Annotated in this window: 21 protein-coding genes and 2 pseudogenes; 15 read left to right on the forward strand and 8 right to left on the reverse strand. The window is 44.1% G+C overall.

Annotated elements, in window-relative coordinates:
• The first annotated feature begins 2 nt into the window (after positions 1-2).
• Positions 3-1,277, forward strand: a complete 1,275-nt coding sequence (gene odhB, locus DMB88_RS08690; protein ID WP_128101044.1) for a 2-oxoglutarate dehydrogenase complex dihydrolipoyllysine-residue succinyltransferase — start codon at positions 3-5, stop codon at positions 1,275-1,277.
• A gap of 123 nt (positions 1,278-1,400) precedes the next feature.
• Here odhB and DMB88_RS08695 read toward each other — a convergent pair whose 3' ends face one another.
• The 4 genes from DMB88_RS08695 to DMB88_RS08710 all read right to left on the reverse strand — a co-directional run bounded on the left by DMB88_RS08695 (position 1,401) and on the right by DMB88_RS08710 (position 5,237).
• Positions 1,401-2,378 carry an alpha/beta fold hydrolase gene (locus DMB88_RS08695; RefSeq protein ID WP_128101045.1) on the reverse strand — a complete coding sequence of 326 codons (978 nt, stop codon included), beginning with the start codon at positions 2,376-2,378 and terminating at the stop codon, positions 1,401-1,403.
• 81 nt (positions 2,379-2,459) lie between these two features.
• Positions 2,460-3,437, reverse strand: a complete 978-nt coding sequence (locus DMB88_RS08700; protein WP_128101046.1) for a type I phosphomannose isomerase catalytic subunit — start codon at positions 3,435-3,437, stop codon at positions 2,460-2,462.
• A gap of 260 nt (positions 3,438-3,697) precedes the next feature.
• On the reverse strand, positions 3,698-4,282 hold the full coding sequence (locus DMB88_RS08705) for a tRNA 5-(aminomethyl)-2-thiouridylate-methyltransferase MnmM (RefSeq protein ID WP_128101047.1): 585 nt from the start codon (positions 4,280-4,282) through the stop codon (positions 3,698-3,700).
• 1 nt (position 4,283) lies between these two features.
• Positions 4,284-5,237, reverse strand: a complete 954-nt coding sequence (locus tag DMB88_RS08710; protein ID WP_056698715.1) for a tRNA modification radical SAM protein MnmL/YtqA — start codon at positions 5,235-5,237, stop codon at positions 4,284-4,286.
• Positions 5,238-5,540: 303 nt separating this feature from the next.
• Here DMB88_RS08710 and DMB88_RS08715 point away from each other — a divergent pair, with 303 nt between their 5' ends.
• Both DMB88_RS08715 and trmB read left to right on the forward strand, forming a co-directional pair.
• Positions 5,541-5,741 (forward strand): hypothetical protein, encoded by a 201-nt coding sequence (locus tag DMB88_RS08715; RefSeq protein ID WP_128101048.1) that lies wholly within the window; start codon positions 5,541-5,543, stop codon positions 5,739-5,741.
• A gap of 151 nt (positions 5,742-5,892) precedes the next feature.
• Entirely contained in the window at positions 5,893-6,642 is a 750-nt protein-coding gene (trmB, locus tag DMB88_RS08720; protein WP_128101049.1) for a tRNA (guanosine(46)-N7)-methyltransferase TrmB, read from the forward strand.
• 82 nt (positions 6,643-6,724) lie between these two features.
• On the opposite strand, the gene DMB88_RS08725 is transcribed toward trmB, so the two are convergent.
• A complete protein-coding gene (locus tag DMB88_RS08725; protein WP_128101050.1) occupies positions 6,725-8,977 on the reverse strand; it encodes an AraC family transcriptional regulator in 2,253 nt (750 codons plus the stop codon).
• A gap of 405 nt (positions 8,978-9,382) precedes the next feature.
• Here DMB88_RS08725 and DMB88_RS08730 point away from each other — a divergent pair, with 405 nt between their 5' ends.
• The 3 genes from DMB88_RS08730 to DMB88_RS08740 all read left to right on the forward strand — a co-directional run bounded on the left by DMB88_RS08730 (position 9,383) and on the right by DMB88_RS08740 (position 12,874).
• Entirely contained in the window at positions 9,383-10,288 is a 906-nt protein-coding gene (locus tag DMB88_RS08730; RefSeq protein WP_128101051.1) for an ABC transporter permease, read from the forward strand.
• Positions 10,289-10,318: 30 nt separating this feature from the next.
• Positions 10,319-11,218, forward strand: coding sequence for a carbohydrate ABC transporter permease (locus DMB88_RS08735; RefSeq protein ID WP_056698705.1), 900 nt, complete (start codon positions 10,319-10,321; stop codon positions 11,216-11,218).
• Between the two features lie 105 nt (positions 11,219-11,323).
• Entirely contained in the window at positions 11,324-12,874 is a 1,551-nt protein-coding gene (locus DMB88_RS08740) for an ABC transporter substrate-binding protein (RefSeq protein ID WP_128101052.1), read from the forward strand.
• Positions 12,875-13,035: 161 nt separating this feature from the next.
• Here DMB88_RS08740 and DMB88_RS08745 read toward each other — a convergent pair whose 3' ends face one another.
• Both DMB88_RS08745 and DMB88_RS08750 read right to left on the reverse strand, forming a co-directional pair.
• On the reverse strand, positions 13,036-14,184 hold the full coding sequence (locus DMB88_RS08745) for an MGDG synthase family glycosyltransferase (protein WP_128101053.1): 1,149 nt from the start codon (positions 14,182-14,184) through the stop codon (positions 13,036-13,038).
• A gap of 50 nt (positions 14,185-14,234) precedes the next feature.
• Entirely contained in the window at positions 14,235-14,762 is a 528-nt protein-coding gene (locus DMB88_RS08750; protein ID WP_128101054.1) for a phosphatase PAP2 family protein, read from the reverse strand.
• Positions 14,763-15,646: 884 nt separating this feature from the next.
• Here DMB88_RS08750 and DMB88_RS08755 point away from each other — a divergent pair.
• From DMB88_RS08755 to DMB88_RS08795, 9 genes and pseudogenes are all read left to right on the forward strand, one after another.
• Positions 15,647-16,885, forward strand: a complete 1,239-nt coding sequence (locus tag DMB88_RS08755) for a glycosyltransferase family 2 protein (protein WP_128101055.1) — start codon at positions 15,647-15,649, stop codon at positions 16,883-16,885.
• A gap of 322 nt (positions 16,886-17,207) precedes the next feature.
• Positions 17,208-17,702, forward strand: coding sequence for a translation initiation factor IF-3 (gene infC / locus DMB88_RS08760; RefSeq protein WP_128104375.1), 495 nt, complete (start codon positions 17,208-17,210; stop codon positions 17,700-17,702).
• 24 nt (positions 17,703-17,726) lie between these two features.
• The gene (gene rpmI, locus DMB88_RS08765) at positions 17,727-17,930 is read left to right on the forward strand and encodes a 50S ribosomal protein L35 (protein WP_017689665.1); all 204 of its coding nucleotides are present in this window, start codon (positions 17,727-17,729) and stop codon (positions 17,928-17,930) included.
• An 88-nt stretch (positions 17,931-18,018) separates the two neighbouring features.
• A complete protein-coding gene (gene rplT / locus DMB88_RS08770; RefSeq protein ID WP_095288335.1) occupies positions 18,019-18,378 on the forward strand; it encodes a 50S ribosomal protein L20 in 360 nt (119 codons plus the stop codon).
• Between the two features lie 552 nt (positions 18,379-18,930).
• A pseudogene (locus DMB88_RS08775) lies at positions 18,931-19,970 on the forward strand (BMP family protein).
• A 232-nt stretch (positions 19,971-20,202) separates the two neighbouring features.
• The gene (locus DMB88_RS08780; protein WP_128101056.1) at positions 20,203-21,741 is read left to right on the forward strand and encodes an ABC transporter ATP-binding protein; all 1,539 of its coding nucleotides are present in this window, start codon (positions 20,203-20,205) and stop codon (positions 21,739-21,741) included.
• Positions 21,734-22,812: pseudogene (locus DMB88_RS08785) on the forward strand (ABC transporter permease). The gene DMB88_RS08780 and the pseudogene DMB88_RS08785 overlap by 8 nt, the downstream one beginning before the upstream one ends.
• Positions 22,813-23,775 carry an ABC transporter permease gene (locus DMB88_RS08790; RefSeq protein WP_128101057.1) on the forward strand — a complete coding sequence of 321 codons (963 nt, stop codon included), beginning with the start codon at positions 22,813-22,815 and terminating at the stop codon, positions 23,773-23,775.
• A 203-nt stretch (positions 23,776-23,978) separates the two neighbouring features.
• Positions 23,979-24,359: a hypothetical protein gene (locus DMB88_RS08795; protein WP_128101058.1), complete on the forward strand. Its 381-nt coding sequence runs from the start codon at positions 23,979-23,981 to the stop codon at positions 24,357-24,359.
• Here the strand turns inward: DMB88_RS08795 and DMB88_RS08800 are convergent.
• Entirely contained in the window at positions 24,356-24,826 is a 471-nt protein-coding gene (locus DMB88_RS08800; RefSeq protein WP_128101059.1) for a GNAT family N-acetyltransferase, read from the reverse strand. The two genes, DMB88_RS08795 and DMB88_RS08800, sit on opposite strands and share 4 nt — an antisense overlap.
• Between the last annotated feature and the right edge of the window lie 100 nt (positions 24,827-24,926).

Here is a 24,926-nt window from a genome sequence, read left to right on the forward strand (position 1 = left end):
CTGTGAGCGAAATTAAAGTACCTGCAATGGGTGAGTCGATAACCGAAGGAACGGTATCCAAATGGCTTGTTAAAGAAGGAGATACCGTTAATCAAGGTGATGTCCTTCTAGAATTGGAAACGGATAAAGTTAATATTGAAATCAGTGCTGAAGAAAGTGGCGTATTGGAGAAAATTATTCGTCAAGAAGGGGATACCGTTGAAATCGGTGAAACGATCGGTACCCTTTCCGCGGGTGCAGGGGGAGGAAGTAGCTCAGCTGCTTCCCAGCCGGCTGCAACGGAGCAAAAACAAGCGGCTACACCAGCGCCTGAAGCGCCAACTCCGCCACCAGCACCTGTTGCTGCAGGTTCTGAATCTTCTGATAATGGAAACAAAACAGCTTCCCCATCTGCGCGTAAACTAGCGCGTGAGCGGGGCATTGAGCTCGATCAGGTTCAAGGTAAGGATCCAATCGGACGCGTATATCAGGATGATGTGAAGACTCATAATACACAGGCTACTGCTCCAGCAGCACTTTCTGCGAGTAAAGCCCCAGCGGCACCAAGTGCTCCAACCGGAGGCTCCACGTATACTAAGCCAGTTGAACGTCAACGTATGTCTCGCCGTCGCGCAACCATAGCGAAACGTCTTGTTGAAGCTCAACAAACAGCGGCAATGTTGACTACGTTTAATGAAGTTGATATGACTGCCATTATGGATGTTCGCAAACGTCGTAAGGACAAGTTCAAGGAGAAGCATGAGATCAATCTGGGCTTCATGTCCTTCTTCACTAAGGCTGTTGTGGGTGCACTGAAAAAGTTCCCAACCATTAACGCAGAGATTGATGGCGAAGATGTTGTACTTAAGAAATACTATGATATCGGTATCGCGGTATCTGCCAAAGAAGGCCTGGTTGTACCTGTCGTTCGTGATGCAGATCGTCTAGGCTTTGCTGAAATCGAGAGAAGTATTGCCGATCTGGCTTCGAAAGCTCGTTCCAACACGTTGGCACTTTCGGATCTGCAAGGTGGAACGTTCACGATTACGAATGGTGGAACATTCGGCTCGCTCTTGTCTACACCAATCCTGAATACACCTCAAGTGGGTATTCTGGGTATGCACAAGATCCAACTTCGTCCTGTAGCGATTGATGCAGAGCGCATGGAGAATCGTCCAATGATGTATATCGCTCTGTCCTATGATCACCGTATTATTGATGGTAGTGAAGCAGTACGATTCCTCGTTACTGTTAAAGAACTGCTTGAAGATCCGGAATCCTTGCTCATCGAAGGATAAGAAGGATAAAGGTATCATCTGATATACTATTCATAAAAATGATCATAAAGAAGCCCCGGAATCAAATGCAGCCTTCGCTGGCATTCAGATTCCGGGGCTTCTTTTTACTTGGCATGGAGCGAATTATACCGAATCAGCGATATCCGTATTGCCGGTGGTAGGAGCTGCGCTAGATAGTACCAGATGGCGATCCAGCCAATGTAATACATCGAGAGCTACATCTGCCCGATTCGTCTCATGCAGCATCTCATGGCGACCGCCAGCGTACAGGCGGTACTCAATATGTTGAAGCTGAAGCTGGCGATATTGACTCACCAGGTTATGAACACCTTTGCCATGTAAACCGACAGGGTCTTGCTCACCTGAGAAGAGGTAAACGGGCTTATTTTTTGGAATACGTTTCATGTTATTTGGCAGATGTATTTCAATTAGCAGTTTGAAGAAGTCGCGGAAAAAACCTGCTGTACATATCGCTCCGCACATCGGATCATCAATGAACCGTTTAACTTCCTCAGGGTCACGAGATAACCAATCAAAAGGAGTGCTCGCCGGGCGAAAGGAACGATTGAATCCACCGAACACCAATGCGTTAAGCAGCATACTCGGATGGGTTGCTCCTTGAAATCCACATTGAAGGAATGCGAGCTTCTCACCAAAACGCAGAAGACCACGTTTGCCGTTGGTTCCCGACAATATAAAGGCATGATAGCGTTCGTGCCCGGCATACATTAGGTGCTGGACAAGAAAAGAGCCCATACTGTGTCCCATTAAAAAGAGGGGAATCTCAGGATACTCCTTAGATGCGACCTCTCCAAGATTGATCATATCACTGGCCATCCAGCGAAAGGCATCTACCCCGGCGTTACCTAACAAATTTGGATCTTCGACCGATTTGCCATGACCGCGATGATCATTAGCATAGACCGCATAGCCATGGCGGGTAAGGCACTCTGCAAACTCTGCATACCTAGCTGCCGTTTCTCCCATTCCATGTGCAATCTGCACCACACCCCGGACGTCAGTTCCAGGATCAGGAAGCCAGCGGTACACATGAATGCGGGTACCTTCATTGCCCACAAGGCCAAAGGTAGATTCCTGCATCTTGTGCCAATCCTCCTTCATTGTTTACATTCAAGCCTGATCTAAGATAAGACGAATCTGTCATCTCACCTTTGAGAAAAGTTAAGGCAGGTAAGAGCGAAGAACAGTGGTATTCCCGTCTAATGTATATGTACCCAGGTTGGCGGGCAATAGATAGCATTGACCTGCGTTTAATTCAATTTTTTCGGACGAGTCGTTGTCCCATGCTAAAGTACCGTTACCTTCGCATACAACTAGAATGGTGAAGCTCTCAGCGCTTGTCGCAAGCTGCCATGGCTTGGTCACGATCCCTTTTTCGACGACGAAATATGGGCATTCGGCCAGCTTCAGCCATTCACCTGAGATTGCGTTGTTCGTTTTCATTGTTGTGGCACCAGCGCCTTCATAGGCAGTGACATTAAGGGAGTCCTCAACATGTAACTCACGGGGCTTACCATCCAGACCTGGGCGGTTATAGTCATAAATCCGGTAAGTTGTATCTGAATTTTGCTGAATTTCAGCCACAACGACACCTGCACATAGTGCATGAACGGTTCCGGCAGGGATAAAGAACGTATCGCCTGCTTCTACAGGAACTTGGCGTAACGTATCCATCACGGTTCCATTTTCAAGAGCTTCCTTCAGTACGTTACGATCAACGCCTTCATTTAATCCATAAATGATATGAGCGCCTGGTTTCGCATCAAGTACATACCACATTTCCGTTTTGCCGAGCTCACCAGGAGGCAGTGCCTCGTAATCATCCGTAGGGTGAACCTGTACAGAGAGATCATCGTTACAGTCTAGAAGCTTGATCAGGAGCGGGAAGCGTCCTCCTTTTTCGGAAACACCTTTTGTTCCTAACCAAGCCGTACCGAGCTGTTCACGCACTTCATCCAGACCTTTACCAGCAAGTGCACCATTTAAGACTTTTGTTGTTCCATTAGGGTGATCTGCAATCATCCAACCTTCTCCGATATGACCTTCAGGTGGCGTAAGGCCAAAATTCTCAAGTGCACGGCCACCCCAGACACGTTCTTTGAATTCAGGTTGAAATTGCAGTGGATATGGATTAGTCATTGTAGTCTCTCCTTTAGTATATGAAATGGTGGAATGAATTAATCAACCTATAACCGGTTCGACACCTACATGTATACGGTTGCAGATTATGTATTATAAGTGACCAGTGCGAACAATCAACAACTCATAAATGGGTTCAAAAAGATTCGATTTTGTACTGAAAACCGTACTTATTGGAACTCACACTTATTGGTTGACGCGTATTCAGCAGATGGCACTTACAATATGTCTATCGTAACGTATTTGGACAAGTAAGGAAATTACTTCTTCTCGATTCCAATCAAGAAGGGCGAGGTTTCACGTTGTAATTGCCGATAGAGCATGACCTGTGCTTCCGTGACAGGTAAAGCAGAAGCCCATTTCATTACAGCTTCAGCCTCCTGAGAGCCACCTTCATGTCCTGGGTATAGTACAACGGTAATAATTCCTTTTGGCCGCAGTAATGTTAGAGCAGCCTCTAATGCAGCAAGTGTACTATCGGTTGCCGTAATAATGGAAGCATCTGCACCTTCCGCAGGCAAATATCCAAGGTTGAACATAACGGCTCCAACGGCATCTTGCCAGTCTTCCGGAACAGCTTCAACCATACGGTCATGGCTTAGCTGCAATAGTGAAATCGAGCCAAGTTTGGCACCGTCCTCTTGTTTGCGAATCCGAGCTTGAGCCAGAGTGAGAGCTTCACTTTGGATATCGAAACCAATGACTTGCCCACGTCTGCCCACCTGTTGTGCGAGGAATAACGTATCTGCGCCTGTACCTACGGTTGCATCGATAGCGAGGTCTCCGGGTTGTACACGCGCTGTAATCCATTGATGGGCACAGCTTAGAACAGATAGAAAACCCATCTTATGCTCCCCTCCAGTACTTGCCTTGCCATGTATCACGTTGTCTCAATTCACGGTCAATGGAGTTCAGCACTTCCCATTTATTCAATGACCACATCGGACCGATGAGCAGGTCTCGTGGTGCATCACCAGTGAGGCGGTGAACGATCATTTCTGGCGGCAAAAACTCAAGTGTATCTACAATCAGCTTGATGTACTCATCTTGTTCAAGGAAACGGAGCAGACCTGCTTCGTATTGTTTCACCATAGGCGTTTTGCGCATGAGGTGTAGTAAATGAATCTTAATCCCTTGAACATCCATATTCGCTACGGCACGACCGGTATCCAGCATCATCTCGTGTGTTTCTTGAGGCAAACCATAGATGATATGCGTGCAGACCCGGATATTGTGTTTGCGTAGCTTAGCCACAGCATCTTCATAACACTTCGTATCATGCGCACGATTAATAAGGGTAGAAGTGGATTCGTGAACCGTTTGCAGCCCCATTTCAATCCACAGGTAAGTTCGTTCATTAAGCTCAGCCAAATACTCGATAACGTCATCTGGTAAGCAGTCAGGTCTTGTGGCAATGGACAAACCAACAACTCCAGGTTGTTTAAGAATCTCTTCATAGTACTCTCGAAGTTCTTCAACAGGTGCATATGTATTGGTATACGCCTGAAAATAACCAATATAATGGGCAGTGGGCCATTTCAAATGCTGTTTATCACGAATGGTATTAAATTGTGTAACCAAGTCGTGGCGGCGACTTCCCGCAAAATCGCCAGATCCTCGGGCGCTACAGAATGTGCAGCCACCTTTGGCTATTGAGCCATCGCGGTTCGGGCAAGTAAATCCCGCATCCAACATGACTTTGAACACTTTGTTGTCAAATTCATTTCTCATCTCGTAATTCCAGGTATGGAATCGTTTATCTCCCCAGGAAAGAGGGCTGGGTAGAGCAGGTGCATTCATCTTCAGGAACTCCTTCGGTTGTTCGTGTATTAATGAAACGCATGCCAGCATCTATTCGTGAAAAAGAACAAAAAACGGCAAAATTTGCGTTCCCATGGACTTTTACCATTGTATCAAAAAACTCAAAAAAAAGGGAATGCAGATGCAAAAATAGGCCGGAAAATCGCGGTTTTCTTCTTGCTATAGTTAACACCTTGTGTTATATTTAAATCAACGTCAGACACCATCTAATGGGCAGTATTCATCATAGCATTTGAATTAATGTTGACGTCATGGATCATACTATACCGTGAGGTGATATGAATGAATTCCCAAGTTAAAAACAATGATCTTCATCATGTTTCTGTAGAACTGACGGCTGAAGAGGCACTGGCTTTGACAGGTGTTCGTTTTAATGGAAATCCGAAGGTGAAAGCGGCTGCAAAACAAAAAGTTCGCGACGCTTTCGAAAAGACATTTGATTTTTCGCACCAAGATAAGGTAGACTATGAACTATTAAAGTAGTTGGACCCCAATTCCAAATAAATCGAAGAGGGAATCTTTGAAATTTGCCACTAGTGGCAATTCCGAAGATTCCTTTTTCATTGCTCTTTACAATTGGTCCGTTCTTCGGCAAAATGAATCTGAGACAAGTATGGATAAACGGAGGAATAAAATGCGTTTACGTGGTAGAAAAGGAATCCGAGAAAATCTGGAGGAACAAGTAGATCTCGTTGTTCTAGAACCCAATCAGTACAAAGGAAAATGGTCTGAACTGTTTGGCAATGACCATCCGATCTTTGTAGAATTCGGTATGGGCAAAGGGCAATTTATTAGCCAAATGAGCTACAAATATCCGGAGTTTAACTTTATCGGAATTGATATGTACGATGAGCTCGTTCGTCGTGCTAGTGAGAAAGCTCGTAATGCGTGGAGTCAGGCAGAAGTGGAAACACCACCTAACCTGAAGCTGGCGCTCGCTAATATTGAACAAATTGAGGATGTATTCGATCCAGAGGAACTGGAACGTATCTATCTGAACTTCAGTGATCCTTGGCCAAAAGCTAAGCATGCACGTCGTCGTTTGACACATCCACGTTTCTTGAAAAAATATAAAGAATTGCTCAATACTAGAGGACAAATTCACTTCAAGACTGATTCGGAGACGTTGTTTGAATTCTCGCTCAATTCCATTGCTGACTTCGGTCTGCAAATGACAAACATCTCCTTGAACTTGCACCGGGACGGATTGAATGAAGAACATGTCATGACCGAGTATGAGCAGAAGTTCATGGGCAAAGGTATGAATATTCACCGTGTTGAAGTCGTTGTTGGTGAAGAGGCTTTGCGTGAATATCAACAAATGCGTTTGGACAAGTACAAAGTGCGTGAGACTTCCGAAACGGCTGAAGACACGCAAGAATAATTGATCTACATCAATTGATGTCATTAGCAAAGCGACACAGAGAGCAGTAGCCATAACTCTCAAGTGTCGCTTTTTTGCTTGTTTAAGACTCTGAATGTAATTCTTTGCGGCGATAATCATTAGGCGTAACTCCATTGAACTTCTTGAACATGCGATAAAAATAGGAGCTGTTGGTGAAGCCTGTTCTTTCTGCAATATCTGCAACGGAATTCTCTGTCTCAATTAATAGATCCTGAGCTTTCACAATACGAGTTTCATTAATGACATCGGTTAGCCCTTTTAATGTTAGTTGCTTATACAGTCTGCTTATATAGATTGGAGACATCGTCAATTCTTCTGCAATAGAGGTGAGGCAAAGGTTCGTGTCCGCGTAATCCCGCTCAATAATGCTGTTAATTCGGCGGATCAGCTCATCATGTTTAAGTGTTCGCTTCTCCTCCACCTTGGAGCCTAGTTCATCGAACAGTTGATAGAAGTGGGCATGCACTTCACTAAGATCCTCGGCCTCATGGAGTGGTAGCATCGTGCCATCCGAAATAGAGTTAAGCGTCAGCTGGTTATTCTTTTTGAGTGTGTTGCGTACATGGTTTAGTGTCATTGTAAGATGTGAGAGCGCGAGCTGGAAGACATTGAACGGATACTTCGCCGTTTCATTAACGATCGTGGTATACACCTGTTTTGCTTCCTCTGTTTTGCCTGTCATCAAACAATCGATGAGCTGTTTTTCCTTACCAACAGGGAAGGCGTACTCTTTCGCACGATAGGCCATGATGTCTGACGTGTACAGTAGACAGCCAGAACCATGGAATAATCGATGCAGTGAGGCTTCCGCTGACCTTGCATAAGATGCAATGCAGTCCTCAAGAGACTTTTCTTCTGGTCCGATTGTAAAGGATATGGAGCATTTCAGATGTAGCATGACCGCATCCTGTAGCATTAGCAGTAACTCCTCGATCTTTTGCTCTCCAACACCCACTGAATGTTGACCCGGATCTTTCTCGTTGAAAATAAGCGTAATCAGATCTCCACCCATATCTATGGCTTCGGAATGATACATCGTTTCAATTGTTTCTGTACATATGTTCATCATCGCGTATTTAACCAATTTGACCTCGTCCCGGTAAGTGTCACAAAAGTCGGCAAAGTGATCGATTCGAAGCAAGACAAGTCTAGAGCTACGCTGCACATCTAAGGATGAACCGTAGAATTTCATGCGCTCTGCAAGTAACCCACACGTAAACGTCTCACGTCTTTGGAGAGCTCCACGCAAATAATCTTGTCTGAGAATGTGCAGGCTTCCTCGCCGCTCTGCTTCCATCACACGCATGCGAACGAGAACTTTATCAATAGGATGATATAACTTGCGAGATACAAGGTAAGACAACAGCAAACCAACAACCAACAGTCCAAGGCAGAAAAGGACGGTATGGGTTCGCATATTCCGGATGTCTGTAGTAATCAGGTCGTAAGGTGTAATTCGCACATATCGCCAGCCTAGATTATCAGGAGAGGTATAGGTAATGAGTGATTTTTCCCCATCCACTTCTGCGGTGAAGAATGCGGACTTGGCTTCGTTTTGCAGAATAGGCTGTATAAACGATTCACCAGAGAGATCCTTCATTAATGCCCGTTCACCAAAATCAGACAATAACTCGCCTTTCTCATTAATAATGAATGTACTGCCAGGCTGATCCTCTGAATTGATGTTGGGACTTAGCCAGTCATCCTTGATGTTTACAATGACAGCATAATTCAGCTTGGCATTATCGTTGATCGTGTCATAGCACAAGTAGGTGTAACTGTTGACCTCGGTTTCTTCTGTCGTGCCAACCTGATATGTACGTGGGATGGGGACAAAGGGTTTATAGTCATGGAATTGCCGAAGAATCTCCGTGATCCCGTGATCGTCAATGTCAGAGATGGATTGTTGTCCAGTACGAACACCATCTGAACTGATGAAGAACTCATTGCTTTTGGAGTTGTACACATAGATGGATTCAATAAAAGGAAGGGACATGCGGTAGTTATCAAGCTGCTCCATGGCGGGAGTAATCTCATATATGCTCGGTTTGGAGTATAGGAGTAGAGCGGAAATCGTGTAATCCTGATAGATCTGATAAGACAAGGATTTGGCGGTCTCTGTCATTTTGGAAACTTCACGACTCGCCTGTGTGAGACTATCCATATCGGTACGATAGACTTGGCGAAGAGCAATGCGATTATAGTTGGCGTATAAAATGACAGTAGCAACAAGCAAGGTAGCGACCGTGCTGATGATAATGCCAACCAGAATCCGTGTAAACACCTTTTGGCTGTCTTCCGAACGTTTACGCACTACTTTTCCCCTCCATTTCTAATGTATACATGATGGGTGAAGCATCGTTTTGATCAAGCCAAGTTCATTCACAGAAGTCCATAGTCATCCAGAGGTGGCAAAATAAATTATATATTATGTATGCGTTTACATCAATGCTGTACATAGGATTGGGCTGTCATTACAAACGTAAAGTTCAACTTTCGCTTGATTGTTCACTACGCCTAGCGTATGTACGATATCAACATTTGTGAACGTTCAGCTGTTCATTTCACTGTTCGTTCAAATTGTTCATATTCACTTTGGCAAGATCGTTCATTTTCCGGACGGATGATTCAGTATTCAAGAGCGGCAGGGGCATCTACAATAAAAACCAGAGCTCCACAGCGCACCAGCGCCGTCAAGAAATTCGGGAGGGATCGAGCCATGCTCAAAGAATTGAACAAAAACAAAATGTTGTTTCTGATGCTGCTACCTACACTGATCTTTTTTCTGATTAACTCGTATTTTCCGATGGTCGGCATCTACTACGCCTTTACGAGGTATGATTTTGAAGGTGGTTTGTTCGGTAGTCCATTTGTAGGTTTGGAGAACTTCAAGTTTCTCTGGCAATCAGGAATGCTCCTGAAGCTGACCACGAATACCGTGGGTTACAATCTAGCCTTCATTATATTAGGAAACGGACTCGCTATCTTTTGCGCAATCATGCTCAGTGAGATCAGGGGCAAAGTGTTCAAAAAAGTTACCCAATCCGTTATGTTTTTACCGTATTTCATTTCATTTGTACTATTGAGTGTAATCGCTTACAACATGTTCAACTACGAATCCGGTTTTGTGAATACAGTGCTGAAACGCTTCGAGGCAGGGCCGGTTGATATCTATAATACGCCGTGGATCTGGGTGTTCCTGATCATCATCTTCTATCTATGGAAGAACCTCGGATACAGCATGGTCATCTATCTGGCTGCCATCACAGGCATCAGTGATGAATACTACGAGGCGGCTCGTATGGATGGGGCGAATATCTTTCAACGTATCTGGTACATTACGGTTCCGATGTTGAAACCAACGTTTGTTATTCTGCTGCTCTTCTCATTAGGAAGCATTATGAAGGGGCAATTTGATCTCTTTTACCAACTGATCGGAAACAACGGGGTGCTATATAATGCCACCGATATTATTGATACGTACGTATATCGCTCGTTGAAGGTGACCTTTGATATTGGCATGGCGACAGCTGCTGGGCTGTATCAATCACTGTTCGGCTTTATTCTTATCATGACGGTCAATTACATCATTCGCAAAGTGAATGAGGATTACGCTTTGTTCTAGAACGCCCAATAGGCAGAAGGGAGACCAACTATGCATACTCGTGCCAGAGATTCGGAATTCACAATGCTCTTTCAAGTGATCGCGTACACCTTTATTTTGTTTCTTTCCATTATCTGTTTGGTGCCATTTCTACTGATTTTGTCTGGTTCATTCAGCAGTAATGAATCCATCGTGAGGGACGGATACCATCTGTTTCCCACCGATTTTTCACTGGAAGGTTATAAGATGGTATTCAAATTCCCTACACAGGTACTCAAAGCCTATGGCGTCACTGTATTTACGACCGTTGTAGGAACAGCGCTTGGACTATTCTTCATCACAATGGCGGGCTTTGTGCTACAGCGCAAAGATTTCAAATACCGGAATACATTCTCCTTCTTCATCTACTTTACGACCTTGTTCGGTGGAGGACTTGTGCCTTGGTACATCATGCTGGCGAATTACTTTAACTTGACCGATACGTACACCGTATTGATCTTCCCTGGCCTCATGACGCCATTTCTCATCATTCTAATGAAAAATTTTATTCGATCCGCTGTTCCTGATGAGCTCATTGAGTCTGCCAAAATTGATGGCGCGAATGACTTCCGTATTTATTTCAGCGTTGTATTGAATTTGGCGATGCCTGGCATTGCCACAGTTGGACTTTTCCTCGCACTCGGATACTGGAATGACTGGTTTACATCATCGCTGTTTATCAACAATCCGGATATGTATCAATTGCAATTCTATCTATACAACACGATGAACACGATTACGTTTATAGATCAGATGGCGATTGGAACAGGTATTACGCTGAGCCAGGATGTACCTACTGAATCGACCAAGATGGCGATGGCGATTATCGTGACAGGGCCGATCTTGTTCCTGTATCCGTTCGTCCAACGTTATTTTGTCAGAGGTCTGACGATTGGTGCGGTTAAAGGTTAGAACGCGAAACCGATATGGCTTCAGGGCGGTTGCAGTCCGAACTTTCCTGTACCACATCGGATCTGCGCTAACATATACGTTTCAACACAAAAAGGGAGGATGCATATGCGAAACAAAACATTTCTTCGGCACCTGTCTCTAATTATTGCCTTGATGATGTTTGCTGGGGTGCTGGCCGCATGTAACACCGGTTCGGGGGAATCGACACAAGGTAGTGCAGAGGGAGGCTCTTCAACTTCCAAAGGAGACAAAGTAACCCTGCAATTCTACATGCTTGGTGATGCACCGAAAGACCTACCGACCATTGAATCAGAGATTAATAAATTGGCTGAGGCTGATCTGAACGTTAACGTCAAATTCAATTACACCTCCTGGACAGACTGGGATCAAAAATATAAATTGCTGCTCTCCTCGGGGCAACCGATAGACCTTATCTTTACGGCCGATTGGACATTCTACCAATCCTATGCCAAAAAAGGTGCGTTCCTGGCGCTGGATGAAATGCTGCCTAAGGTTGCACCGACTCTGCAAGCACATGTACCAGAGGATATGTGGAATGCAGTCAAAATCAATGAAAAAATCTATACAGTTCCTTCCACATGGATTGAATATGTAACCGAAGGTATTGCTTACCGTGAGGATCTGCGTGAGAAGTATAATTTGCCTAAGCCTGAATCCATGGAGACGCTTGAAGCGTACCTTGAGGGGATCAAAGCGAATGAACCTGATATGATACCGATCGCAGACAGCAATGCGAATCATACCCATGGCATTCGTCAATTGAACTCTAAGCTCGTAAATACGGCAGGTCAGTTACCTTACGGTCTGGACATCATGTATGAGTCACCTTCCAATGTTGCATCCTATTGGGGTTCAGCACAGCACCTAGAAGATCTGAAGACTTATAAACGCTGGATGGACAAAGGATTTTTCCCGAAAAACGTACTGAATGTGAAGGACACCTCCAATTCACTACTGCAAAATGGCAAAGCAGCTGTGATTCTCTCTGGAGAGAATCCGAACAAATTCAATGCCGACGTGATCAAGATTCAGTCAACGCATCCAGATTGGAAGTTGGGTTATTTCCCATATCCGAATGCGAAAGGGTTTGCACAACCGGTTCATCCGATTCATAACGGTTTTGCGATTCCACGTAGCAGCAAAAATCCTGAACGCGCATTGGCGTTCTATGAGAAGCTTGTAACGGATAAACGATACAACTGGCTTACTGAGTACGGCGTAGAGGGTAAAAACTTCGAAGTACAGGATGGCTACTACAAGATGATTGGCGATGCTCAAACCAACGGTTTCCCACGTGAAGGGATGAATGGCTGGGCATGGCGGAATCCGGAATTCATGCTGTATGACAAATCATTTGACGATGTGCTGACCATGTTCGAGGAACTCGACAAAATTAAGAAGCCAGATATTTTCACTGGATTTGCAGAGGACTGGACACCTTATCAGGCTGAAAAGGCAGCACTGGAGCAAGTGGAGAAACAGTATCTCTACCCGCTTAACGTAGGCTTAGTAGCCGATGTCGAGGCAGGTCTGAATACATTTATGGAGAAGGCGAAGCAGGCAGGACTTGAAAAAATCCAAAGTGAATACACGAAACAGTGGCAAGAATATCTGAAATCAGCAGGAATTCAATAGAGCTGTATTTGAAGTGCAACGATGTTGAACGAAGCTACTGATAGGCATTAATTGTAATGCGGAGATCGTGAGGTTTGCTATCTTGAACCAATATACAAAAAAAGGTATCTTCATTTCGAAGATACCTTTTTTTTGTATGGATGGGAATTTGCTTAGAAACGTTAGAAGCTTGAATGGTCTGTTGGATAAGACCGGATCTCTAATAAATCAATAATGCTCTGCGCACTCTGTGTTGGATGATACTTGGCAATTTGCGCCAAATGACGTTTACGTTTTCGGACAATATCCGGGTATTTATGTAGCAATCGATTCATCCATTTGACCACAATATCTAGCGAAGTAATCGCTTCTCCAAGCCCTCTAGAAGTAAAATAATGAACATTCTCTTCTTCCTGACCCGGAATCGGATTATGAAATAACATCGGAATACCCTTGGCAAGTCCCTCACTACACGTCATTCCACCTGGCTTGGTGATGAGCAGATCGGACACCTCCATTAGTTTATCTACTTCGTTGGTGTACCCGATAATATGAATATTTTCTTTTTGATATATAGGATTCTGTTCCATACTGATTCTTACTTTGTCATTCCGCCCTAAGCAGAAAATGAGCTGAATATCCTTGTGCCAACGGGTAAGCGTCTGATTCACAACTTCATCACTGAGCATTCCCCAACCACCGCCCATGACTAAGACCGTAGGCATATTTTTCAAGTTAAACCTGCTCCGAATCTCATCTCGTCCGGGGTGCTCCCAAAAGTTAGGGTGAACCGGTATGCCTGTTACTCGAATTTTGTCTACAGATACACCTCTTAGCATCAGTTTGGACTTCACCTCATCTGTAGAGACGAGGTATAAGTCCACCTCAGGGCTGATCCATGTACCGTGCGCATCATAATCGGTAATTACGGTACACAGTGGCACTTGAACGCCCAGCCGCTTGAGTCTGGATATCACAGCACTTGGAATAGGGTGTGTACAAACGATGACATTTGGGCGAAGCTGACGAACAATGCTCCGTGTATGAGTATAGAACAGCTTATGCAGCGCCAAAGTAGTCAATCGATTCAGCGACTTTTTATATTGATGTTTGTATACATAGCCGACTAACTTGGGCTGGTTGGTAACGGTTTTTTTGTATGCTGTAATAATTAATGGTGCAACTCGGGGATTAAGGAAGCTTCCGAGTTCAAGGACTTTGGTCTGCACATCTGTAGAAAGTTTGCGCAAACTGCTGGAAAGAGCGTAAGCCGCTTGGGTGTGTCCTGCACCAAAACCTTCTGATAATAGTAGTACTCGTTTTTTTTCCACGCTTGATTCACCTGTTCCTGCTAGGTTTTCCTTCGTCTAACATATCGACTTTAAGTCCAGAATGCAACTGTTGCGAGTGCGACCAAAGTACCGATTGTAGCACCAGCAAGGACGTCGGAAGGATAGTGCAATCCCAGGTATATACGGGAGAATCCGACAACAAGCGCTACAGGCAACAATACGCTGAGAAGAAATGGATCCATTGTCATAAAAGGCACAGTAACCGAAAAGATGGCGGTGGTGTGTCCAGATGGGAATGAATGATCCGTCAAAGGATTGCGGAACGTGATCGTGTCTGGTAATGCAAGGTAAGGCCGTATACGAGGATACAGCTTCTTGGCGATCGCCACGGGAATATGGCTAACGGCTAAGGCTACACAGGCTTGGAGTCCTGTTGTATTCCATGGAGCCGGTGCGAACAACCATATCAACAGTGAAATGGCGATGGATGATGTTGCCCCGCCCAGATGGGTGAAGTAATAGAGCCAAAAATTCATAAACCGATTATGAAGTCGACCATTAATCCACATAAACACATTTCGATCATACTCTTGAAACTTAACAAATAAACGGCTCATATTGGCCTCCTGCCAGTCAGGCCGCCCTAGAACGTGTCACAAAAATTGCTGTAGTGCATCTTGTACCGCATTTCGCTCCCTGCTGCGTCACTTTCCCTTGACGTGCCTGGGCATGCCAGCTGAAAACTTCCTTACTTGGAACGAAATTTCGGCAAAATCTGCTTTCTTCAGAATTTTTAGACACGCTCTAATTGGCGGCAGTATTTCCGGGTAAGTTCTGGTTCCGGTTTTTTGTCCTGATTACTATATAACCGTTTTTAAGATGCTTAGGTTATTTCAGGGATATGTTTATCATATTTTTAAATGTTGTCCTTTTCAAGAAGAAGACATGTGAAGAAAGTAAAATTCATGTTAAAGAGTGGATGAAAACCCAACTTAACATTTTGACTTGGACGAGCCAAAAAAGATACAATGATTCAATGCTGCCGAAATGAGGTAAGAAATTGTGTGATTTATATTAAACTTTTGTTGAACTTTTTGGGCTTGGTTTGCGTTATTTAGATGTGTAGACTCTGAAGCTATATAGGCTTGGTAGAAAAAAAGCAGGGACTATAGAAATAAAAAACAAGCAAACGGCTGAAAATAAGACATAACTGGCATGAATGCAAGTGTACAGCATCGCGGAGTGCCAATTCAGCGTTTAATGTTCACATTTCTGCTTCAGGAAGTGAAATTGCGGTTTTGACAAATGGCTAAAAAGAATCCAAAATCGATAAAGCAGCCAATTAGGTTCTAGCCAAGTTTGAAACATTGTTCAAAGCACTCACGTAGTACTCAAAAGAACAGGGTCATATTCTGCACAACCAAAAAAATAAGATGCAGAAGCAGGAAGAGAAACGCTTGTATTTAGTAAAGGGTTTGAATAAAAGGGGTAACAGAGAACGATGTTGGACGCTATATTCGTCACGCTGCAGGTGCTATTGGCACTGCTAGCCGTGTACCAATTCACGTTTTCGCTGTTCGGTCTGTATAAGAAAAAGAAAAAGAAAAACTACCCAGCGACGAAGTCATTTGCTGTACTGGTCGCTGCGCACAATGAGGAACAGGTCATTGGTGCATTGATGGAGAACTTGAAAGAACTTGATTATCCGGAAGATCTGTACGATGTATTTGTTATCTGTGATAACTGTACAGATGGAACAGCTCAAATTGTTAGAGACCATGGATTGAACGCATGTGTACGTACGAATGCGGATCTTAGAGGTAAAGGGTATGCCATCGAGTGGATGCTCAAATATCTGTGGAAATTGCCACGTCAGTACGATGCAGTTGTGATGTTTGACGCGGATAACCTGGTAGATCGTAACTTTTTGCTTGAGATGAACAATGATCTTTGCAACGGAGCGCGCGTGATCCAAGGTTATATTGACACGAAGAACCCAGAAGATTCTTGGATTACAGCAGCTTATGGTGTATCGTACTGGTACATTAACCGTCTGTGGCAGTTGTCTCGTTACAACCTGAACATGGCGAATTTCCTTGGAGGTACAGGAATGTGCTTCGAGACTAATTTGCTGAAAGATATTGGTTGGGGAGCAACAAGCTTGGTAGAGGATCTAGAGTTTACGATGCGTAGTGTGCAACGTAATGTATATCCAGTCTTCAACTATGACGCTAAGGTGTTCGATGAGAAACCGTTGACGTTCAAAGCTTCAGCTAGACAACGTCTTCGTTGGATGCAAGGTCACTTTACTGTTGCACGGAGATATTTCTTCCCATTGCTGTGGCAAAGTATCAAAGAAAGAAGTTTGGTCAAATTTGACCTTGCCGTATATGGCGCCAACGTATATGTAGTATTGCTAACCTTCTTGCTGACAGCAGTGATGTGGGTAGATACAGCCGTGTTTAACGGTCCGAATATCGCCAATGTGTATGGGTACTTCCCATTATGGGTAGGATTTGTAGCCATCGGTTTGAACATTTTGACGTTCTTGTTGTCAATGGCGCTGGAGAAGGTTACTTTTGCCAAAGTATATCTATATCTGGTGTTGTTCCCGATCTACCTGCTCTCTTGGTACCCAATTACGTTCTATGCATTCTTCACACAGAACAACAAACAGTGGAGCCACACGCAACATACACGTGTTGTACGCTTGGATGAGGTACAGAGCAAGCAAGGGTAATGCTTGGATTTTGGAGTAGTTAGTGAGCGGGTTTACAATGGAGTAAAATTAAAATTGTAAAGTCGTTGACAATGACTGCGACAGATGATATAGTATTCAAGTGCGTTAAACAAATAGTGATATGGAATCACAAGAAGAAGTCCGACTTCTCACCTGACCAACAACTGTTGGCTGGTCAACGATCCCAATAATTTATGAAGTGTATACTCATGAAGAATTGTGTTGATTACAGGGATGTCGGTAGCTTAACCGGCATCCCTTTTAATTTTGCAGTACAGTATTGAAAATGACCTGGAGGTGGACGGTTATTAGTAAAGATCACATGATTAATGATGAGATTCGGGCAAAGGAAGTACGCCTTGTCGGAGCTGAAGGAGAACAAATTGGGATCAAGCCGATTCGTGAAGCACTACAAATGGCGATTGATCTGAACTTGGATCTGGTCAATGTGGCACCACAGGCTAAACCGCCGGTGTGTCGCATCATGGACTATGGCAAATTCCGCTATGAGCAACAGAAGAAAGAGAAAGAAGCCCGTAAGAACCAGAAAATTGTTGATATTAAAGAAGTATGGTTCCGTTCCAATATTGAGGAGCATGATTATCAGACGAAGCTTCGTAATGTAGTTAAGTTTTTGAAAGACGGCGACAAAGTGAAATGTTCTGTTCGTTACCGCGGACGTGAAATTGCGCATGCCGCCATTGGTCAACGGATTTTGGAACGCGTTAAGGTAGAAGTTGAAGAGCTTTGCACCATTGAGCGCCAACCAAAATTGGAAGGCCGCAGTATGATCATGATTCTGGCTCCTAAAGCCTGATAACATTGAAGGAGGAAACACAAAATGCCTAAAATGAAAACACACAGCAGTTTGAAAGGACGCTTCAAAATTACCGGTTCCGGTAAAGTCCTGCGTTACAAAGCTCACAAAAACCACTTGCTTTCCCACAAATCAAAACGTGCTAAGCGCGTTCTGAATGGTAACCCAGTTATGGCTGCAGGTGACGTGAGACGTTTGAAACAAGGTTTGGCTAACCTGAAAGGCTAATTCAGTACAGTACATTCCGTATGGGGATCGGCTACGGCCGTACACATACCACGGATACATTTAATATTTATTTGGGAGGTTCTTTAATATGGCAAGAGTAAAAGGCGGTTTTGTAGTACGTCGTCGTCATAAAAAGGTTTTGAAACTGGCAAGAGGTTATTTCGGTTCCAAACACCGCATTTTTAAAACAGCTAACGAGCAAGTAATGAAATCTTTGGTGTACGCATACCGTGACCGTCGCAACACAAAACGTAACTTCCGCAGACTGTGGATCGTTCGTATCAATGCTGCAGCACGTCAAAACGGTTTGTCTTACAACAAATTGATTCATGGATTGAAACTTGCTGGTGTAGATATGAACCGCAAAATGTTGGCTGATCTGGCCGTTAACGACATCAATGCGTTCAACTCTTTGGCTACTGTAGCTAAAGGTAAAATCAACGCCTAAACTATATTTATACAAGCCGCCGTACCTAGGCGGCTTTTTTTACGCCAGATTCTGCGTAAAGAATATACAACTGTCAGGAAGGGCACACTGAAAATGGCGGTTAAAGGTATGGCAGTATTATGGTGGTACATAAAAGTTGGATAATCAAATAGTACAAATGAAAATGGTTTATTTTTAGTTGATGATCCTCATTATGGAATATATTTGTTATATAACATCACATCGTTGTAACGTTAGCGTGTTAAACTGCTAAATTTTTAAGCGCTTTCAACAATAAAAGTGCAAAAATAAGTGCTTTTTGGTTATGAAACATCTAGATTTTAACACTGGTTAAATGTATAATCACCTCTAGTAGGCAAGTCCTAAACTTTTCTCTCTAGTCATAATGTTCGGTTTTTCGACAGTTGATCCGGTAAAGTTAAGGGTGGAATGTGTTTAATATGTCGAATTAAGCATACATTTCATAACTAAACCGTGCTTGGCATCTGTTCTTCCGAACAATATGGAACGGAGTAGAAATTAGGTATATATCATTAAGGGGAACTAAAGAAAATGAAGAAGATGCTCAGCTTGTCTTTGGTCATGTTGCTGGCAGTATCCGTAATGCTCGCAGGTTGCGGAAGCAAACCAAAAGAAGAAACGAATGCCGGAGGAACTACAGGTGGCGAAGCTACTGAAGCGAAATCCGATTTGAAAATTGGTATGGTAACTGACGTAGGTGGAGTTAACGATAAGTCCTTTAACCAATCCGCTTGGGAAGCTCTGCAAGCAACTGAAACTGAAACAGGTGTAGCTGTTAAATACCTGCAAAGTAAATCCGATGAAGAGTACATTCCTAACTTGAACGAGTTCGTTAAAGGTGGATATGACCTGACTTGGGTATCGGTTTCCAATTGGCTGATGCAATCAAAACGGTTGCTGACCAAAACCCAGATTCCAAACTCGCGATCATTGACAGCGTAGTGGATTCTCCCAACGTTAAATCTGTAACTTTCGCTGAAGAAGAAGGATCTTTCTTGGTTGGTGTTGTTGCAGGTCTGACAACGAAAACAAACAAAATTGGTTTTGTAGGCGGTATGGAAAGCCCACTGATCAAGAAGTTTGAAGTTGGATTCAGAGAAGGCGTAAAAGCAGTTAACCCTGACGCTCAATTCATCTCCAACTACACAGGTGCATTTGATAAACCTGACCTTGGTAAAGCAGCAGCAGCTACACTTTACAACGAAGGCGTAGACATCATCTTCCACGCTTCTGGCGCAACTGGTAACGGTGTGTTTAACGAAGCAAGCGCTCGTAAGAAACAAGGCCAAGAAGTATGGGTTATCGGTGTTGATAAAGACCAATCTCTTGAGTTCGGCGATGAGATCACTTTGACTTCCATGATCAAAAAAGTTGACGAAGCGGTTAAACGCGTAAACCAAGAAGTTGTTGATGGTACATTTGCTGGTGGTTCTGAGAACCTGACACTGAAAGAAAACGGTGTAGGTATCGCTGATACTTCTACTGCTAACGTTCCTGCTGATGTACTTGCTAAAGTTGACGAGTACAAAGAAAAAATCATCAACGGCGAAATCAAAATACCTACTGAGTAATTGATTTCAAAGTTATGCAAATGAATAGTCATAGAGGCCGGTCTTGACCGGCCTTATGATTGTCATGAGACTTGTTCTAGCATCTGAGAATCATCTGATCCACACGCACAGTGAAGTAAGCCTATAAGCAAGAAATCGCTGTTTGAATGGCAGTTATTATTCCTAATAAACGTCGCTAGACGTTTTTCTTACGTTTGTGGAACCACACTATATCAGGTATAAGGGTGATTACATGGGTGCAGCAACCCCCGTCGTTGAGTTAAAACAAATCACGAAGCGTTTTCCAGGCATTGTTGCCAACGACGCCATCAGCCTTCAGCTTCGTAAAGGCGAGATTCATGCTCTACTAGGCGAAAACGGCGCTGGTAAATCAACATTGATGAATATTGTATTTGGTCTCTATCAGCCAGATGAAGGTTCCATTGAGGTGAATGGCAAGCCGGTGATCATCGATAGTCCGAACAAGGCCATCGATCTGGGAATCGGTATGGTGCATCAGCACTTTAAGCTCGTACAGCCGTTCACGGTAACAGAGAACATTATTTTGGGATCTGAGCCAACAAAGGGTCTCAACATTAATTATAAAAAAGCTGCTGCAGAAGTGCAGCGTCTGTCTGAGCAATATGGTTTGAAAGTGAATCCACATGCCAAAATACATGATATTTCGGTCGGAATGCAGCAACGTGTAGAGATCGTGAAGACCTTGTACCGTGGCGCTGATATTCTGATTTTTGACGAGCCTACAGCAGTCTTGACGCCTCAGGAGATCAAAGAACTGATGATCATTATGAAAAAGCTCGTAGCTGAAGGTAAGTCCATTATTTTGATCACACATAAGCTGAAAGAAATTATGGAAATCTCCGATACCGTAACGATTATTCGTCGTGGTAAAGTCATCGATTCAGTCAAGACTGCGGAGACTAATCCGAATGAACTAGCCGAAAAAATGGTAGGACGTAATGTCACGTTTAAGGTCGATAAGAAGCCAGCTACACCAGGTGCTAACATTCTGGAAGTTAGCCAGTTGACGGCTAGAAACAAAGAGGACATGCCTGTTCTTAATAAGCTGAACCTCAATGTGCGTGCAGGAGAGATTGTCGGTATCGCTGGGGTAGATGGTAACGGACAGAGTGAGTTGATTGAAGCACTTACGGGACTGCGCAAAATAGAGAGTGGCTCGATTAAATTACAAGGTAAGGAACTTGCTAACCTATCTCCACGACGTATCTCGGAATCGGGCGTAGCTCACATCCCTGAGGATCGTCATAAACATGGACTTGTTCTTGATTTTTCAGTCAGCGAAAATATCGTACTGGAGTCGTATTATAAATCTCCATATACACGCAGAGGCTTCTTGAACTTCGATGCAATTAAAAAGCAAGCGAAGCGTCTTGTCGAGGCATTTGACGTGCGTACACCGAGTATTGAAACCAAAGCACGTTCCCTGTCAGGAGGTAACCAACAAAAGGCTATTATTGCCCGTGAGGTTGATAAAAACCCAGAACTGCTGATTGCTGCTCAGCCAACCCGTGGTTTGGACGTAGGGGCCATTGAGTTTGTACAGAAGCAATTGATTGCACAACGTGATCAGGGGAAAGCAGTGCTACTGATTTCATTCGAGTTGGACGAAATTATCAATGTCTCCGATCGGATTGCTGTCATTTATGAGGGAGAGATCGTAGGCGAGGTGCTGCCAGAAGAAACCAATGACAGGGAGCTCGGCTTGATGATGGCGGGCAGCACCCAAAAGAGAGGTACAGTGCATGAATAACGTATTAAAATGGTTTACCCGTGATTCATTTATTTTACCTGTTGTAGCGATTATTATGGGTCTGATCCTGGGCGGTATCGTAATGCTGATTGGTGGATATAACCCAGTTGAGGCTTATGGTGCGTTGTTTAAAAAGGTGTTTGGAGACATGTACAACTTCGGTGAAGCTGTGCGTGAAATGACTCCGCTTATTATGACTGGACTTGCCTTTGCCTTTGCATCTCGCGCTGGTTTGTTTAATATCGGGGAGAAGGACAATTCCTCGTTGGTATGACAGCAGCAACATTTGTAGGTGTGAAATTTACAGGACTACCGATCTTCATTCATGCTCCACTCGCTTTGATCGCAGGTGCAGTATTTGGTGGACTGTGGGCAGCTATTGCAGGTTATTTGAAAGCTAAGCGTGGCGTCAATGAAGTTATCAGTAGTATCATGTTGAACTGGATTGGTCTGTATTTGGCCAACTTGATTGTGCGTCAGTTCTTGCTGCAACCAGGGGAGAACCGCTCACAAAATATTGGTGAATCAGCATCGATCAGTATCGCGTGGTTGTCTGAGTTAATGGGTAACTCTCGTGTACACATGGGAACGATAATAGCCATTGTTCTGGCTGTGCTCTTCTACATCTATATGTGGAAAACGAAACAAGGATATGAAATTCGTGCTGTAGGATACAACCCGAATGCAGCTGAATATGCGGGTATGCATGTCAACCGTAACATTGTCAAAGCGATGTTCATTAGTGGTATGCTTGCTGGTTTAGGTGGAGCATTCCAAGTGTTGGGTGTATTCCAATACCAAACCGTTATGTCCGGTTCACCGGGAACAGGTTTTGATGGGATCGCGGTTGCTTTGATTGGTTTGAATCACCCATTTGGTGTGCTTCTAGGTGCGTTGCTGTTCGGTACGCTCACTTACGGTTCTGCGGGAATGAGCTTTGCCGCGGATGTACCACCCGAGATTATTCGGATTGTTATCGGTTCGATTATCTTCTTCATTGCGGCACAAGGCATCGTGCGCTGGGTACTTAAACCGTTCTATTCCAAGCGCAAGAAAGAGAAGGTGTTGTAGATGGACTTGTTGACAATCGGGCAAATTATCAATACGACGCTTGTCTTTGCCACGGCATTGATTTTTGCATCCTTGGGTGGTATTTTCTCAGAGAAATCAGGTGTAACTAACCTGGGTCTTGAAGGTTTCATGGTATTTGGAGCGTTCGCAGCGGGGATTGGTGCGCACTATGCCCAAGAAGCAGGCATGGACGGAACAACATCCGCTTGGATGGGTGTTCTGCTTGCCATTGTACTTGGCGTAGTTGTATCGCTTATTCATGCGGTTGCTTCAATCACGTTTAAGGCTGACCAAATTATTAGTGGTATCGTAATTAACTTTTTGGCGGCAGGTAGTACACTGTATTTGGTTAAATTGTTGTTCGAAGGTTCAGGGGATTCTCCGCTCGTACAAGGATTTAGCAAATTTAATGTGCCCCTGTTACAAGATATTCCATTGCTTGGAGAAGCTCTGTTCAAGAACGTATATCCAACGACATATCTGGCCATTGCGTTTGTATTTGTGACGTATTACATCATGTACAAAACGCCGTTTGGTTTGCGTCTTCGTTCCGTAGGGGAACATCCAAGTGCTGCGGATACTGTAGGTGTGAAGGTGCTTAGATATCGTTATGTCGGCGTAATGATCAGTGGTGCGCTCGCAGCAATTGGTGGAGCTGCCATTACACTAACGACGACAGGAACATTCTCGCATAACACAGTTTCTGGACAAGGTTTTATCGCGATTGCAGCAATGATCTTTGGTAAGTGGAACCCGATTGGTGCGTTCATCGCAGCATTGTTCTTCGGATTCTCACAAGCCATTCGAAACTATGTGCAATTGTTCGATTGGTCTCAAAGTATTCCCCAGGAAATTATTTTCATGTTGCCTTATCTACTCACGATCATTGTGCTTGTTGTAGCGGTTGGGCGTTCTTCTGCTCCGTCTGCACTTGGAGAGGCATACGATCCAGGGAAAAGGTAAACAAGCCAAGTATGTTAAACAACTCCAAATTGCATTGCAAAAGATCCGCTATGTGCGGGTCTTTTTTTTCTGTAACAGTGAACTTTTGTTATTATCTCTAGATTGGGCATTGAACCCATATTTCGTGGTAGGGACAAAGAAACAGGCGAAGCGAGCCATGGACGAATACACTGTTCTGAACGATGCGAGGAGGAGGGGAAAGTATGAAAAAACATGTTACGCGTCATGCGGCTAGGAAATTGATAGGCAAAAATATTATTGCCGTCAAAAAGGATGGTACTCGAGTTACCGGAAAGCTGCTGAAAGTGTCCGGAAATAAATTGGTTTTGAAGCGGATGGATGGGAAGAAGGTACGTACAAAGGCAATTCTGCCACTTGTTTTATTTGATCTGCTCGCCATCGCGACTTTACCTTATGCTTACGGGTCAGGCCCAGGTTTCGGAGGTGGTTATGGTCCTGGTTACGGCCCTGGCTACGGACCAGGCCCGAAACCGGGTCCAGGATATGGTGGTGGTCCAGGTTACGGACCAGGTTCTGGATTTGGACCATATGGACCAGGACCACGTCCACCAGGTTTCTTTTAAGGACTACGCACTTTAGTGTAATCAGATTCTTTTTCCATTTCGTAGCATCGGCTAATCATAATATAGCGAATCGTACTATAGCCATTTTTTTGATAAAAGTGTAGGCCCTTTATGTTTCCTTCATCGACCATGACCTTGGATCTTTTGCAGCCTCTTGATGCAGCGAATTGCTCGGCTTTGAGTAACAAGTTTTGTCCGTAGCGCTTTCGTTGCTCTTTCGTGGCAACGGCCATCATATCCACATACAGAAGTTCACCATGCATGAGAAAATGGATGAATGCGACTGCTTCTTGGTCAGGCTCCGATGAGACAACAAAGGTCATGCCCCTGTTCATTCGCAGGGGTATTTCTTTGCGTATTTTATTGATTTCACTTTCACTCATATGAGAAAGGGGAACAAGTTGAGAATCAATCAGTCTCATAATGGCAGTGTCATCCAGCTTAGATTTGCGTTGCCGAATAACCATAGGGAGCCTCCTCTCTTAACCAGTCATGCTGCTTGTGTATCCTATGCCTGGAGCAAGATAAAAGGTGACTGAATGAGAGTAGTAGGTTTGGGTTACATTA

This window comes from Paenibacillus sp. DCT19, from assembly GCF_003268635.1.
In the GTDB taxonomy this organism is placed as follows: Bacteria; Bacillota; Bacilli; order Paenibacillales; family Paenibacillaceae; genus Paenibacillus.